The following is a 15,416-nucleotide window of genomic DNA, read 5'->3' on the forward strand; positions in this document are numbered from 1 at the left end:
TGAGCTTCAGTGACCGTCGATATCGTCGTCGTCATCCCGTGCAAGAACGAGGCAATATGCCTCCCACGGCAGCTGGCGGCGTTGGATAGACAGACTGATCTCGACTTTGAAGTAGTGGTGAGCGACAACGGCTCGACGGACGCCACTTTATCATTGGCTTCTAGCTGGGGTGCTCGGTTCCACGGGGGAATCCGTGTCGTGGATTCTTCAGCCAGGGCCGGTGCAGCGCATGCGCGGAACGTGGCGGCACGTGCCACCTCGCAGCCACTTATCCTCTTCTGCGACGGTGACGACGTAGTCCACCCAGAGTGGGTTGGGTCGATGCGCGCGGGCTTAGCGACAAACTACATCGTCACTGGGCCACTCCATCTAAAGTACGTCGGCGCTTCCCATCGCGACACCATCTGGAACGGCAATGAGGTCCCCATCTCGATGAGATACCGACCCTACGCCCCCAGCGGCAACATCGGGATTCGCAGGGCCGCGTTCGAGAAAGTCGGCGGCTTCGACGAAGCCCTCTCCATGGGACAAGAAGACGTCGACTTCGGCTGGCGGGCCGGGGAACTTGGCTTCCGCATCGGCCACGCTCCCGGGGCCATCCTTGACTACTATCAACGCCCCGATCTCGGGTCATCGATTCGGCAACAATTGCGGTATGGAAAGGCGCACGTGATGTTGTACGACAAACACCGTCACTCCCACGACATACCACCCCCAGCCTCAGACATGGCATCACTTCGTTGGTTTTGGGAGTGGGCGAAGCAGCTGCCCGGCGCAGTTACTTCTGGCCGGACGCGGGACTCGCTATTAGCCGCAGCATTCCAAGGCGCGCGCTTCTACCATTCACACCGGGTGGGGAGAAGTCCACTATGACCTTGCTCAGCGTGGTGATACCTCACTATGGGCCTCCCGAACCGACACTTGCGCTGGTGGAGCAGCTACTGGCTCAACGCGATGCACCCGAAATTGAGATCGTTGTCTGCGACGATCAATCGCCCGATCCGTTCCCTTCCCGCGAGGGCTGCAACCTGGTGGTGCGGACGAGGAACGGCGGTTTCGCCGCTGCCGTGAATTCTGGCGCGCGAGCGGCGACCGGGGAGAAGTTGCTGATTCTGAACAGCGATCTCGAGATTCCAAGCGACCTGGTCAGCTCCCTCGTCCAGATGGCTGCGGCGACCCCGCCGGCTGTCATCGCGCCCAAGGTCCTAGACCATGAAGGACGAGTCACCTACACCGCTCGACGCTGGCCGACTCTGTTGAACCAGTCGATCGAGTGGCTTAGCCCGCTCGCACGTTGGAGGAATCAGGCCTGGATGAGACGCCTGCTGGGGCACGATGTACGCGTACTAGGCGCGGCCCAGCCCTTTGACGTGGACTGGCTTGTCGGCGCCGCCTTCATGGTGCCTACCGCAGTGTTCCGGGCCGTGGGCGGACTGGACGAGCGATTCCACATGAATTCCGAGGAGGTCGACCTCCAGCGCCGCCTTGCCGACCGCGGTGTCAGACGCATCTACGTGCCATCGGTGACGGTCACACATGAGGGAGGCGGGTCATCCGACCCCGCCAAGCGACGTCAATGGCTCGTCACATCCCAGCTCAGGTACGCGGACAAGTGGGGCGGGCTCAAGCGCCTTCGAGCTGCACTGACAGCCGCCACAGGGATCAATTTCGCATGGAACTGCGCGCGCCGTCTCCGCGGAATTGACGTCAAACCGTTGAAGGTTGCCCGTGAAGAGTTGTCCCTAGTCTGGGCCCGGATATGACTATCAGACCGCGAATCCTTCTGGTGAGCCCCATCTTCCACGGGTACTGGAGATCAATTGAGGATGGCTTCCGAACACTTGGCTTCGATATCCAGACGCAGCAGTACGACCGCAAGAACCACCTATTCGACAAGGTGGCGCACAAGTTTCTTCAAGAGCTCCCATCCATGGCCGGCGTCAAGAGCGACGAGGTGAACCCGACCGTCACAACGCGAGCAGCCGAGGCGATCCGGAGCCACCGGCCCGACGTCACCATCGTGATCCGCGGCGATCAGTTCGGGGAGGAGGTCTTCGACGCGCTGGACGACGTGGGATCGAGGAAGATCGTCTGGCTGTGGGACGAGGTGCGCCGAACCTCGCACACGGTCGAGCTCCTGGACCGCTACGACCACCTGCTGTCCTACTCCCCCCTCGACACCGCCGCCTTCATTGCCGACGGTAGGCAGTGTCTCCACATCCCCAACGCCTTTGACCCGGCCATGTCGCCAGCGCCTCGCCACACCAACGAAGTTGTGTTCATCGGCGCGCGCTACCCCAGGCGGGAGCATCTTCTCGTCCGCCTCGCAGCGCGAGGAGTTCCCGTCAGGGCCTTTGGCCGCGAGTGGTCACGGCATCCCTTCGACCGAGCCCGCACCTGGCAGGTCAGCCGACCCGACGTCCCTTCAGCACGCGACATCAGCCGCCTCGATGGGTACGCGCTGACCGCCGGAGCGCCGGCCGCGATCAACATCCACGGGGATCAGGACGGCTTCACGATGAAGACCTTCGAGGTGCCCGGGGTAAGGGGTGTCCAGCTGATCGACCGCGACGACGTCTCCGACTACTACGAGCCCGGCACCGAGGTGGCCGTGTTTCACGACGAGGACGAGCTGGTGGACCTCTGCCGCAGGGCCGTCAGCGATGATCGGTGGGGCGACACCTTACGCGAGGCTGGCCGCAAGCGCACGCTGGCCGAGCACACCTGGGCGCACCGCGCCGCCAAGATAGCAGAGCTATGGGCCTGAAGTTCAACGACTTGGCGTCGTGGCGCCGCTGGCAGGACTCGCGCCGTCGTCTTCATGTCTGGAAGGACCGCATCACTCCACGAGGCCTCCCAAACACGACGACCCCGCCTCCGATGAGGTTCTGGATCCGGGGGACAGATCCTCGACTTCTGGTGGCCTGCGATTCGAACTCCCCCACCAACTATCACTCCCTCCTGGCTCCCCTCAACGCGGGTGCTGACCTGCCCGTCGTCGTCGCCGCCCCCGCCGACGTCGAGTTGGGGCTTCCCGACGGCCAGTGGGCCGAACTCGGCCAGCTGAGTGATCTCCTGACGGGTGTGCGCACCGTCGCGACTATCGGGGACCATCTGCAGGTAGGCGCCTGGGCACACGCGGAGGCCCGCGCGCGGGGTTGGCGCGAGGTGGTGGTCCAGCACGGTCTGCTCACACCGTTCGCCCCTCCCCCACCCCGGGGAGTCGAGTGGCTGGCTTGGTCGGGAGGTGATGCCCACTTCATCGCGGAGGGCCGTCCTGACCTTCAGACCCACGTGGTGGGCTCGGCGATACTCGCCGCCGCGGCACAACACCCCGCGCCGCATGTGAGCCGTTTCGAAACGCCGGTCTTCCTCGGGCAACTGCACGGGGCTGAACTCTCCCGATGGGCCATGACCCGCTCGGTGACCGACTTCTGGCGAAGGACCGGGGCCATCTACCGCCCCCACCCGCGCGAGGAGGACAGGCTTTCGCGAGCGCAGCACGCACTCTGGCGTCGGATGGGCATGAAATTCGACACCTCGTCGAGCCTCAGCTCTCTCGGCCGCCCGGTGGTGAGTGCATTCTCCACTGGCGTCCTGGAGGTCGCCGCCCGCGGGGTCCCGGCCTGGGTTTATCACCTCGATCCGCCGCACTGGCTGGAGGAGGTATGGGACCGCTACGAGATGCGCCGTTGGGGCCAACCTCCCACAACGCCGACGGGGTGGGTGGGGTCCCCGTCCGCCATTCTCCAGGCCATGACAGATTCCGGAGCCGCTCTATGACCACCTCCGACGCCACCGCCCCGGCCGCCACCCTCGTCCGGCCACGAGCCTGTCTGGTGTCAGGAGCCGACGAGATCCGCCTGCGCTCCTACGTCAACCACACCATCTACGCCCGCACCCACGGCTTGGACTACCGCCTCGAGTGTGGACTTGACCGGGGCATCACGAACAAGTTCTTCTATAAGACCTCAATCATTCGGCGCGTGCTGCCGCAGTATGAGTGGATCATCTGGATCGACGACGATGCCTACTTCACCGACTTCGACCGCGACAACCTCAACGAGTTCGTCAATGAGGCCGAGCGCGCGGGCAAGTTCATGGTCATTGCCAACGGCCCCACAGAGCCGAACGGTTTCTGGTCTGTCATCAACACAGGCGTCGTGCTGTTCCGGAACGATCCCCGGACCATCGAGCTGCTCACTCTCATGGAGCGCAGCGACCTGGCAGAGGTCCGAAGGTGGTGGGACGACGAAAAGCACGGAGTCTTCACCAACGGAGATCAAGATCAGATGCTCTGGGCCCTTGAGACGTCGGGGCTGATGGGCGACATCACTATCGTCGACCACCGAGAGTTGAACTCCCGTGGCCACTACTACGACAGATCGCTTTCCGACGCGTTTGTCATGCACTTCTGTGGTCACTACGACAAAAAGCTCGGAATTGCGCGTTTTGCCGAACGACTCGGGGTCGGCCAGGAGTTGGTCCCCGAGCACCTCCTGGATGAGTTCAGCGCGCAGGTTCGTAGTCCAATGAGACCAGCCGAGTATTGGTTGCGGGCCCGCCGCATGGATGTTGTGGGCCGATTCAAGCGGCGCTTCCGCCCGCTGTGGCATTGGCTGCGGGCCAAGCGCGCGGCTGCACCTTCTCGATAGTCGTGGGGCTCCGCTGTGTGACACGATGGGTGCAGTCCGGTGTTGCAGACACGGGTGCATCCAAGCCGCCGGGGGGCAATCACAATGATCATCGACCGTCACGTCGGACAGTTCGCCGTCCGCGACGATGAAGCGCTGCTCGCAGCGCTTCGAAAGATCGACGCCAACAAGTCGCGGATCGTCTTCGTCGTGGATGGTCACGGACATCTCGTCGGATCCCTCACCGACGGGGACGTGCGCCGCTGGCTGTTGTCCACTGCCGACGCCAACCTCGATTCCCCAAGCCGGCAGGCCGCCAACACCTCATGCGTGCGTGCCCGCATCTCTGACCCGCATCAGCAGATCGCGTCGCTCATCTCCGGGCCCATCAGCCACGTGCCGCTCCTCGACGATCAGGGCCGACTCGTGGCCGTCGCCAGCAACGACCGCCGCGCGCTCCACATCGGCCGCCACCGCGTCTCCGCCGACGACCCGACGCTCATCATCGCCGAGATCGGCAACAACCACCAGGGCGACGTCGCCTTCGCCAAGGAGCTGGTGGACCTCGCGGTCGACGCAGGTGCCGACATCGTGAAGTTCCAGCTCCGCAACATGGACGCCCTCTACCGGCAGAGCGGGGCGGCCAGCGGCGGAGAGGACCTCGGCGCCCAGTACACGCTCAATCTGCTGGCCAAGTACTCGCTGAGTGCGGAGCAGATGATCGAGGTGTTCGACCACTGCCGCACCGTGGACGTCGACGTGCTCTGCACCCCCTGGGACTCCCCCAGCGTCCAGGTGCTCGCCGACTACGGCATTCCAGGCCTCAAGGTGGCCTCCGCCGATATGACCAACCACACGCTGCTGGACGACATGTTCGCCACGGGCCTGCCACTCATCGTCTCCACCGGGATGAGCACCGAGGCCGAGATCATCGAGGCAGCGGACCTGCTGCGCTCGTCGGGCTCGCCGTTCGCGATGCTGCACTGCCAGAGCACCTATCCCGCGCCGTTCAAGGACATCAATCTGCGCTATCTCTCCCGCCTCGCCGAGATCACCGGCGGGCCGGTCGGGTACTCCGGGCACGAGCGCGGCTACCACGTGCCGCTGGCCGCCGTCGCGATGGGCGCGCGGATCATCGAGAAGCACTTCACCACCGACCAGAGCCTGGAGGGCAACGACCACAAGGTGTCTCTCCTGCCCGGCGAGTTCAAGCAGATGGTGTTCCGGATCCGCGAGCTCGAGGAGGCGCTCGGCGACGGCAGCGCCCGCGTGGTCTCCACGGGCGAGTCGATGAATCGCGTCAACCTGGCGAAATCACTGGTCGCCACCCGCCGCATCGAGCTCGGCGAACGGATCGGGCGCGACGACGTCACGGTGAAGTCCCCCGGCCGCGGCCTCCAGCCGAACAAGCTCCACGAGCTGGTGGGTCGTACAGCCGGCCGCGCTATCGACGAGGGCGATTTCTTCTACGCCGGCGACCTCAGCGACGCCCCCGTGGGCAAGCGCAACTACTCGTTCCATCGCCCGTGGGGCCTGCCGGTCAGGTACCACGACTTCGCGAAGCTGGCCCAGGGCACCAATCCAGATTTCGTCGAGTTCCATCTCTCCTACAAAGACGTCGAACTCGACGTCGACGAGATCTTCGCCGGAAGGCTCCCCTACGGCTTCACCGTTCACCTGCCCGACCTCTACGCCGGTGACTTCATCGTCAACCTCGCCAGCCCCGACGAAACGACGTGGGAGCGCTCGATCATCGAGACGCAGCGGGTCATCAGCCTGACCCGGCATCTCACCCGCTACTTCACCCAGGACGAGGCGCCCGTGGTCATCGCGACAATGGGTGGCTTCACCGCAGACGGATTCGTCGACCCGAGCGAGCGCCCCGCCCTGTACGCCCGGATCGCGCAGGCCATCGAGCGGCTCGACACCGCCGACGTCAGGCTCACCGCCCAGACTCTCCCGCCCTACCCGTGGCTGATGGGCGGCCAGCAGTATCACAATCTCTTCATGGGGCTGGACGACACCGTCGAGTTCTGCGAGCAGTACGGCCATCGGCTCACGCTCGACATCTCCCACTCCAAGCTCGCCGCCAACTTCCACAAGCAGGCGTTCAGCACCTACGTGGAGAGGCTCGCCCCGCACACCGAACACCTCCACATCGTCGACGCCGAGGGGGTCGATGGGGAAGGCCCGCAGATCGGCGAGGGCGAGGTGGACTGGCCGCTCCTCGCGAAACAGCTCGACGAGCTGAGCCCCGGCGTCTGGTTCATCCCGGAGATCTGGATGGGGCACACCGACGGCGGCGCCGGCTTCTGGACGGCCCTCGAACGTCTGGAACAGTGGTTCTGACGTGAGACGAGCCCTGTGGGTCACCCCGGTGAGCAACCTGGCGGGCGTTGCGCGCAAGATTCTCGACGCGGCCACCGTCGGCATCCCCGGGTACTGGCTCACTGTAGCCGCGCCTGCCGGTCCGCTGCTCGATCGGCTCGACGAGCTGGGCGTCCCCACCCTCGCCCTGCCACTCGACGGCTCGGCAGCCGACGCTGTCCGCGAGTTGAGGGCGTCCATCCGCGCGCTGAAACCGGCCATAGTCCACTCCCACCTGGCGCGGGCTGACTTCCTCGTCACGGCCGCGACGGTCGGCCTCCCCACGCACCTGGTCTCTACCGAGCACGGCATCGCGGCCGACGAGCGGCTCTATCACCGCGGCAGGGCCAAGGCGCTCGTCCGCCGAGCTCTTCACCACGTCCGCTCTCGACGCTTCGACGCGCTCATCGCCGTCAGCGAGTCAACGAAGCGGGAAATGATTCGCGCCTGGCGCCCCACGACTCCCATCTCCGTCGTCCTCAATGGCGTCAACCGCCTGGAGATCACACCCCGTGAGCCAGGGATGAGGTTCCTCAGCCTCGCCCGGCTGGCCCCGGAGAAGCGCATCCCTGACACGCTCCGCGCCTTCGCGCGCCTCGGTTCCGGTCTCCCCCACGCGACGCTCACAGTCGCTGGGGAAGGGCCCGATCGGATGGCACTCGTGGGCCTCGCCAAGGCTCTCGGCATCGAAGACTCCGTGACATTCCCCGGCTTCCTCGAGGTCCCAGAGGCCTTGGCCCATCACGACGTCCTGGTGCAACTCTCGGCGTGGGAGAACGCGTCCTACTCCGTCCTGGACGCGGTGGCCCACGGTCTGGGCGTCGTGGCAACACCAGTGGGTGGCAACCCAGAGATCCTGCCGGCGTACTGCATGGCTGAGGCCGATGATGTCGCACGCGTCGCGGACCTCATGCGTGAGCAGGCGTTCGACGTGGAGAAGCGACCCGAGTTGCCCCCGCACTGGCCATCGGTGTCAGGCATGGCGGCTCAGATTGCCGAGGTGTATGAAAGGGTGCTGCGATGAGGATCAGCTTCGCGGCCAACCACGGCGACATCGGCGGTGGCGAAGTGATGCTGCTCGCCATGGCCGTAGCCGCGCGAGACCTGGGGCACGACGTTGAGGTTGTGGTGCCCTCCTCGCCAAGGTCACTCCTCGAAGCCGCCCGGGCCGAGGGCCTGCGGGTGGTCGAGATTCACGCCGACAGCACCCTCGGCTACCTTCGGGGACTGCGTCGCTGGACTCGGAGGGAACGCCGGGGCCTATTGTGGTGCAACGGGCTTCGCCCCGCCGCGGCCACCGCAGCGCTGCCCAACCGTGTCGTACACCTCCACCAGCAGCCCACGGGAGAACTCAAGGCCATCGCGCGTGGCGCAACGCGGGGGGCCCGGCTCGTCGTAGTGCCGTCAGAGCTGATGCGACAGCAGGTGGGGCTGGGATCAGAGGTGATGGAGAACTGGACCGCACCCCTTGACCCTTCAACTGTTGAGGGACGCACCCACTCCGGTGCTGTCGTCATCGGCTACCTCGGACGCCTCTCTCCGGACAAGGGAGTCCACGTTCTTGCCCGGGCGATCCGGCTGCTCGACCAGGAACGGCCGGGCACCTACCAGCTGTACCTCGCCGGGGAGCCCCGCTTCGTCCCGGAGTCGGACATCCGGATGGTCGACGATGCTCTTCGGCCGATCGAGCACCTCACCGTACGAGCGGGCTGGGTGACCCGCGAGGAGTTCTTCTCAACTGTCGACCTGGCCGTTTTCCCTTCCGTGTGGGACGAACCGTTCGGGCTGGTGGCCGCAGAGGCGATGTCGGCACGCTGCCCGTTCGTCATCACCCGAGCAGGCGCTCTTCCCTCAGTGGCGGGACCCGCCTTCCCGTGGATGGCAGATCCCGGCGACGCCGACGACCTGGCGCGGACAATCCAGGCCGCGCTCGTCGGCTACAGCACTGCCCACCTGGACGAGTCTCACCGACGCTGGGCTCAGACTTTCTCACCCGAGGCCGGACGGCACCGCCTTGACGAGGTCCTGCAACGGTTGGAGGCGCAACAGTGACCCTCGCCTCGATCATCATCCCCAGCCGCGGCGGCGCCAAGCGCCTGCCGAGGCTGCTCAACGCCTTGGCTGCCCAGGACGATCGCGACTGGGAGGCCATCGTCGTCATCGACGGCGACGTCGACGGCTCCCGCCAGGCGGTGGAACGGTATCGGCACCTGCCGGTCCGCTCGACCGTGTTCCCGGAGAACCGCGGCAGAGTGGCCGCCCTCAACGCAGGCTTCGCAGCCGCCGAGGGAGACGTGCTGATTCGCTGTGACGACGACCTGGAGCCAGGCAGCGACTACGTGCGGCAGCACAAAGCGGCCCACGAGTCGGAACCCGGAGGCGCGATCGGTCTCTACCTCAACCAACTTCCAGACACCCCTTACGCGCGCTGCTACGGTATCGACGCGGATGAAGCCTTCCGGCGCGATGGGTACCACAGCCAGCAAGCCTGGCGGTATTGGGCTGGCAACTGCTCCACGACTCGGGACCTGTGGAACGCGGTCGGACCCTACGACTCGGACTACAGGGCCTATGGCTGGGAGGACGTCGACTGGGGGTACAGGCTCCATCAATATGGCGCCCCGGTGCAACTCGTCCGCGAGTTGGAGACACCGCACTTCGTCGCCGCAGTCACCACCCAAAGCCGGGTGCAGCGGGCCTTCCACTCCGGTGCCGCTCGTCGGTTGTTCGAGGCCAAGCACGGAACTGAGGTGCTTGGCAGCGCTGAGCCGTCAGACGGGGGAGTGTGGAATCGCGCGGTACGAGCGGTCGGACGAGCCCCCTCGAGACGGTTCCTGGACGCCGCTTCGGCTGCCGTCGACGCTGGCGCACGCGTGCTGCCGCGTGCACTCTCACACAAGGCCATCGCACTGCTGGTGGAGGGCGGGTCCGTTGCCGGATACCGTCATCCCGACGACGTCACCACGGAGCTTTGATGGCCGCCCGTCCCCGCGTCGCGATCGCGCACGACTACCTGACACAGCGGGGCGGCGCAGAGCGCGTCGTCCTCGCCATGACGCGTGCTTTCCCGGAGGCCACCGTTCACACCACCGTGTACAACCCGGAGACCACCTTTCCCGAGTTCCGTGACGTGCGCGTGATGACAACCCGGCTCAATCGGATCGAACTCCTGAGACGGGACCACCGCTACGGGCTTCCGCTGTATCAGAGCGCCATCGACAGGGCGCCGATCATCGATGCCGACATTCTGCTGGTGTCCTCCACCGGCTTCGCGCACGGGTTCCGCACCACCGGAAGGAAGCTCGTCTACTGCCACTCCCCCGCTCGATTCCTCTATCTGTCCGAGGAGTATCTCGGCGCACCGGCGGGCCGATCCCCGGTGGGCTGGGCCCTGTCCGCGCTGCGTCCCGCGCTCGTGCGGTGGGATCAACGCGCCGCTAGGTCCGCCGACCGCTACCTCGCCAACTCCACCGTGGTCCGTGAGCGGATCAGGGACGTGTACGGCCTCGACGCCGCCGTCGTGCCGGCTCCCCCGGCCGTCCACGACGCCGTGCCGCCGGAGCCCATCGTCGCACTGGCGGACTGGCCGTCCTTCCACCTGGTGGTCTCACGGCTGCTCCCCTATAAGAACGTGGACACGGCCATCGACGCGTTCCGCGGCCTGCCCGACGAGCGCCTCGTCGTCGTCGGCAGGGGCCCCCTCCGCGACCAACTCCACCGCACTCTCCCTCGCAACGTCCGGATGCTCGAGGGGCTCTCCGACGGTGAGCTGGCCTGGGCTTACAGCGCCGCGGAGGCGCTCATCGCCCCCAGCTTCGAGGACTATGGGCTCACCCCGCTGGAGGCGGGCATGTTGGGCACGCCCACCCTCGCGCTGCGCGCCGGCGGCTATCTGGACACCGTCACGGAGGGGGTCAACGGCTCGTTCTTCGACGTCTCCACCGCAGACGACATCGCGCGGGCGGTGCTGGCCAACCGCGGCCGCGCCTGGAACGGCTCCGAGATCCGGGAGCACGTGACCGCGTTCGACGAGGCGCACTTCGCCGCGGCCCTGAGGCGGCGCGTGACTGAGCTTGTGTCACACTCGTCGGATCACATCGACGACGGGAGGGCACGGTGAGCACTACGGACACCAGCTCCGTGGCCCTGTCAGACAGCGAGGCCCCCGCCGAGAGCCGCTGGCTTCAGGAGTGGGGAGACATCGTCATCCCGGTGTTCCTGCTCGGCATGCTCATCCCGGTGCGTGGGGTCGAGTTCCTCATTCCTTCCCTGACCCTTCCGGTCAACACCCTCGCCTGCGTGGCGCTCGTGGCCATCGGCGTCTGGGCCGGCGCCCGCTGGAGGGCGGGGAGCGCCCTGGTCTCGCTGGCAGGGACGGGGCTGGTGCTCTGGCTGGTGGGCTGGACGCTCTACGTGCATGGGTTGGGCGAGCTCCGGCGTTCCGTCAACATCGTCACCCTCTTCGCGGTGGCCGCCGTCCTCGGCGCCGGGCGCCTGCACGTCCGCTCGGTCAGCCGGGGCGTGGTGATCGGCATGCTCGTCGCCCTCTCTGCGAGCGTTGCTCTCCTTCCCAGCAGCAGCTACGTCGGCAGGCTCACCGGCGTGCTGGGGGATCCCAACGCCGCGGGCTACGTGCTCACCACACTGGGCTTCGCCACCATCCAGTCGCTCCGCACGCGACGCGCCCGGATCTCGCTCTGGGCTGTGGTGGGCGGCGGGGTGCTCCTCACCGTCTCCCGGACCACGCTGTTCGCCTACGCTATCGCAACGCTCTGGGTGTGGTTCGCACCTCGGTTGAATCGGCTGGTGAGCCTGGTCGCCATCGGCAGCACGGCCGTTCTTTACGCGTGGGCGGACGCCTTTGCGGAGGAGCGCGGCTGGTTCACCGACCGCGCAGGCTCGGACGACCTCCGCGAGGCCCTCGCCCTGGCCGAACAGCAGATGGTGCGCGAAGCCGGATGGCTCGGCGAGGGTCTGGGCACCGCCGTGGTCGACATCCGCGGCACCACACTGTTCTTCCACAACAGCTACCGGGCGATGCAGATGGAAGGTGGCCTCCTCGCGATGGTCCTGCTGATCGCCCTGATCATCGGCGTCTTCCTCATGTTCCACCAACTGCCGGCGCTGGACCGGCCGGTGTGGGCCGAGGCCGCGCTGATCTGTGGCCTCATCGTCTCGTTCAACATCGGCTTCTCCCTGACGAGCCCGCCGATCGCAGTCGCCCTGGGGCTGTACCTCGCGTATCACGGCGCGGCACGCACGAGGATTGAGGCGGAGGCCGACGGCGGTCAGTGACCCGCGCTGCGCTTGGCCGACCGAGGCACGGCCACCGGGACCTGGGGCGCCGTCTCGAGCGGCTCCGGGGCGGGGGCGGCTCGCCGTACGGTGATGGGCGCCGCGTCCTCCTCGGAGAGCTGGGTGTCGCCGGTGCCGTAGTAGGCCTGGTACGCACCGCCATGTCCGGCGCCGTACACAACCTCACCCATGCTCTTGCGGTGCGCCCGGTGGAGCACCGTGCCCAGGACCGAGCCGCCCACCTGCTTGAGCAGCTTCGTCGCCATCCGCAACTGTTCCTTGTGCGTCTTCCCGACGCGGGCCACCAGGACCGCACCGTCGGTGGATGCCGTCAGGAGGCCCGCGTCGGTGACGGCCAGGATTGGTGGCGCATCGGTGATAACGAAGTAGTGCTTGGATAGGCTGGCCAGGAGCGTCTTCATGCGCCGCGACCCCACCATCTCCGACGGGTTGGCCGGCACCTTCCCGGAGGTGAGGACCATGAGATTGGGCTCGCTGGTGCGCTGCAACGCGTCCTCCACCGACACGTCGCCCACGAGCACCTGCGAAAGCCCGATCGCGTTGTCCGCGCCGAAGATCGTGTGCTGCACCGGTTTGCGGAGGTCGGCATCGATGAGCACCACAGGCTGCCCTGACCGCGCGATCAGCACCGCGAGAGTCGACGAGATGGTGGACTTGCCCTCACCCGGGTTGGCCGAGGTGACCACGATCGACCTGGGCGGCGAGTCGATGTTGACGTAGCGCAGGTTGGTGCGGAGCTGGCGCAGCGCCTCTCCGGCCGGACCGAGCTTGGACAGGCTGATCCGAGCCCCGGTGCGCGCCTCGGACAGTTCCTTGGTGTCCGGGATCACACCGAGGACTCCGTGCCCGGTTTCAGCCTCGACGTCCGCCATAGTGCGCACCCTCACGTCCAGCTTCGAGCGGGCGAAGGCAACGGCCAACCCAAGCCCGAGCCCGGCGCCGGTCCCGATGAGGAGGAGTCGAAGCCAGTTCGGCGAGACCGGCTCGGAGGATGCGGAGGCGGGGCTGTATGTCGCGATCCGAACCGCGACATCGTCCGGATTCGCCGGCGTCCCCTCCTCAGTGGGGGTGCGCATCTCCAGGGCGAGCGCCTCGGCGGCGAGCGCCTCGAGTCCGGCGTCGGCCAGCAGCCGCGCCTCCTCACCCGAACCGCCGGTGGCGCTGACTGTGAGCAGCGGCGTGCCCGTCACAGTACTGGCGCTGATCGATCCGTTGGCGGCCGAAGGGTTCTCCTGGATGGAGGGTGCCTCCGCGGCGCGGTCCCGCACGGCCGCCGTCCCGGCCAAGGCCACGTAGACCGCCGCGCGCTGTTGCGCGAGGGCGCTTCCGCTCATGGCGCCGCCGACGCTCGTGTTGTCCCCCGCGACGATGATGCCCGTTGCGCTCGACTGGTACACCACCGGCTGCAGGTAGGCGTAGCCCGCCGCCGCCACGAGGCCCAGGAGGGTCATGATGGCGATCAGGCGCGCGTCGTGGCGCAGAAAGCGGACGAACTCGATGAGCGTCACGTACGGAACCCCCGGACATAATCGCGGGTGCCGCCCCGCGGTCCTCCCGAGTATAGGCACCGCCCGCAGGGCACGCACCGTCGAGGATTCGGCGTCCGCCACACCCACTGGCTAGAGTGCTCGGAAGGGGGTGTTGGGGAGCACTATGCGTAATCTGTATCGCTGGGCACTCGTCGCCCTGGATACTGCCCTGATTTCTGCTGCTGCGGTCGCCGCGGTGGCGCTGCGCAGGTGGGTCCCCTTCCTCCGGAGCATCAACGACGCGGAGCAACTGGTCATCCCCGTGGCTCCACTCATCGTGGTGGGATGGCTGCTCGCACTGGCCTTCGGGGGGGCATACCGCCCGCGTCACTGGGGCTTCGGAGTGGCCGAGTACCGCCAGGTGTTCAACTCATCGCTGCTGTTCCTGCTCGCTCTGGGCTTCTTCGCCTTCATCTTCAACTACCCGCTGTCCAGGGGGTTCGTCGCCATCCTGGTGGCCATCGGCATCCCCGCCCTGCTAATGGGGCGCCTCACCGCGAGGCGGATCCTGCAACAGCTGCGGGTGTCCGGTCGCTTCTGTCTGCCCACCCTGGTGGTCGGGGACAGTGGCGCCGTCGACGACGTCGTGGCCGTGCTGCGGAGGGAGACGTGGCTCGGCTACACCCCGGTGGGCGTGGTGGCTCCGCCCGACGACGAGTCGATCGACGTCGACGCGAGGTCAGACAGCGACATCGACGAGGTGGGCACCCTCGACGACCTCCTGAGCGTGATCGATCGCACCGGTGCCCGGGCCGTGATCTTCACCACGGGCTCCGTCCGACGCGGGCGCGAGTTCAACGAGATGGCCCGCAAGTTGGAGGGCCACCGCGCCGAGATGGTGGTGGTCCCCGCCATGACCGACATCTCCAGCCAGCGCATCCACGTGACGCCCGTGGCCGGACTCCCGCTCATGCACGTGGGAAAGCCGCAGGCGGAGCGGTCCCTCAGGTTCACCAAGCGAGCCTTCGACCTGGTCGCCTCAGTACTGCTGTTGGTGCTGCTGTCCCCCCTCATGCTGGTGACAGCCCTCGTCATCAAGCTGAGCGACGGCGGGTCCGTGCTCTTCAGGCAGCAACGCGTGGGCATGGGAGGAGAGCCGTTCCAACTGCTGAAGTTCCGCTCCATGGTGCAGAACGCCGAGCAGATCCGGGCCGAAGGCCTCGAGGACGCCAACGAGGCGGAGGGTGCCCTGTTCAAGATCAGAAACGACCCCCGCATCACCCCCTTTGGGCGCTTCATCCGCCGCTTCTCCATCGACGAACTCCCCCAACTGTTCAACGTGCTGCGAGGGGAGATGAGTCTCGTCGGGCCGCGCCCGGCCATGGAGCAGGAGGTGGCGCTCTACCTGACTCATGTGCGGCGTCGATTGGACGTGCGGCCAGGCATCACGGGCCTGTGGCAGGTGTCGGGCAGATCCGACCTCGGGTGGGACGACACCGTCCGTCTCGACCTCTACTACGTGGACAACTGGTCCATGCTTCAGGACATCGTCATCCTCCTGCGCACCTTCCGCGCGGTCGTGAGCTCGCGCGGCGCCTACTGACGAGGATGGAGCGAGCGCCAAGGCATC

13 protein-coding genes are annotated in these 15,416 nt (G+C 66.7%); 12 read left to right on the forward strand and 1 reads right to left on the reverse strand.

Features of this window, described 5'->3' with window-relative positions; translation table 11 throughout:
• Positions 1-9 precede the first annotated feature (9 nt).
• The 11 genes from ACZK39_RS05185 to ACZK39_RS05235 all read left to right on the forward strand — a co-directional run bounded on the left by ACZK39_RS05185 (position 10) and on the right by ACZK39_RS05235 (position 12,296).
• Positions 10-873 carry a glycosyltransferase family 2 protein gene (locus tag ACZK39_RS05185; RefSeq protein ID WP_463612715.1) on the forward strand — a complete coding sequence of 288 codons (864 nt, stop codon included), beginning with the start codon at positions 10-12 and terminating at the stop codon, positions 871-873.
• Entirely contained in the window at positions 870-1,763 is an 894-nt protein-coding gene (locus ACZK39_RS05190) for a glycosyltransferase family 2 protein (RefSeq protein WP_463612716.1), read from the forward strand. The genes ACZK39_RS05185 and ACZK39_RS05190 overlap by 4 nt, the downstream gene beginning before the upstream one ends.
• Positions 1,760-2,767 (forward strand): CgeB family protein, encoded by a 1,008-nt coding sequence (locus ACZK39_RS05195; RefSeq protein WP_463612717.1) that lies wholly within the window; start codon positions 1,760-1,762, stop codon positions 2,765-2,767. The genes ACZK39_RS05190 and ACZK39_RS05195 overlap by 4 nt, the downstream gene beginning before the upstream one ends.
• A 113-nt stretch (positions 2,768-2,880) precedes the next feature.
• A complete protein-coding gene (locus tag ACZK39_RS05200) occupies positions 2,881-3,783 on the forward strand; it encodes a prephenate dehydrogenase (protein ID WP_463612718.1) in 903 nt (300 codons plus the stop codon).
• The gene (locus ACZK39_RS05205; RefSeq protein WP_463612719.1) at positions 3,780-4,655 is read left to right on the forward strand and encodes a glycosyltransferase family protein; all 876 of its coding nucleotides are present in this window, start codon (positions 3,780-3,782) and stop codon (positions 4,653-4,655) included. The genes ACZK39_RS05200 and ACZK39_RS05205 overlap by 4 nt, the downstream gene beginning before the upstream one ends.
• Positions 4,656-4,739: 84 nt before the next feature.
• The gene (locus ACZK39_RS05210; RefSeq protein ID WP_463612720.1) at positions 4,740-6,983 is read left to right on the forward strand and encodes an N-acetylneuraminate synthase family protein; all 2,244 of its coding nucleotides are present in this window, start codon (positions 4,740-4,742) and stop codon (positions 6,981-6,983) included.
• Position 6,984: 1 nt separating this feature from the next.
• On the forward strand, positions 6,985-8,025 hold the full coding sequence (locus tag ACZK39_RS05215) for a glycosyltransferase family 4 protein (protein WP_463612721.1): 1,041 nt from the start codon (positions 6,985-6,987) through the stop codon (positions 8,023-8,025).
• Positions 8,022-9,053 (forward strand): glycosyltransferase family 4 protein, encoded by a 1,032-nt coding sequence (locus ACZK39_RS05220; protein ID WP_463612722.1) that lies wholly within the window; start codon positions 8,022-8,024, stop codon positions 9,051-9,053. The genes ACZK39_RS05215 and ACZK39_RS05220 overlap by 4 nt, the downstream gene beginning before the upstream one ends.
• Positions 9,050-9,976 (forward strand): glycosyltransferase family 2 protein, encoded by a 927-nt coding sequence (locus ACZK39_RS05225; protein WP_463612723.1) that lies wholly within the window; start codon positions 9,050-9,052, stop codon positions 9,974-9,976. The genes ACZK39_RS05220 and ACZK39_RS05225 overlap by 4 nt, the downstream gene beginning before the upstream one ends.
• Positions 9,976-11,121: a glycosyltransferase gene (locus ACZK39_RS05230; RefSeq protein WP_463612724.1), complete on the forward strand. Its 1,146-nt coding sequence runs from the start codon at positions 9,976-9,978 to the stop codon at positions 11,119-11,121. The genes ACZK39_RS05225 and ACZK39_RS05230 overlap by 1 nt, the downstream gene beginning before the upstream one ends.
• Complete coding sequence (locus ACZK39_RS05235; protein WP_463612725.1) at positions 11,118-12,296, forward strand: O-antigen ligase family protein; 1,179 nt, start codon at positions 11,118-11,120, stop codon at positions 12,294-12,296. The genes ACZK39_RS05230 and ACZK39_RS05235 overlap by 4 nt, the downstream gene beginning before the upstream one ends.
• Here the strand turns inward: ACZK39_RS05235 and ACZK39_RS05240 are convergent.
• Complete coding sequence (locus ACZK39_RS05240) at positions 12,290-13,825, reverse strand: tyrosine-protein kinase domain-containing protein (RefSeq protein WP_463612726.1); 1,536 nt, start codon at positions 13,823-13,825, stop codon at positions 12,290-12,292. The two genes, ACZK39_RS05235 and ACZK39_RS05240, sit on opposite strands and share 7 nt — an antisense overlap.
• Positions 13,826-13,970: 145 nt before the next feature.
• Between ACZK39_RS05240 and ACZK39_RS05245 the strand changes: the two genes are divergently transcribed.
• Positions 13,971-15,389 carry a sugar transferase gene (locus tag ACZK39_RS05245; protein ID WP_459055854.1) on the forward strand — a complete coding sequence of 473 codons (1,419 nt, stop codon included), beginning with the start codon at positions 13,971-13,973 and terminating at the stop codon, positions 15,387-15,389.
• Positions 15,390-15,416 lie beyond the last annotated feature (27 nt).

It is taken from the genome of Tessaracoccus luoxuelianae (assembly GCF_055326245.1).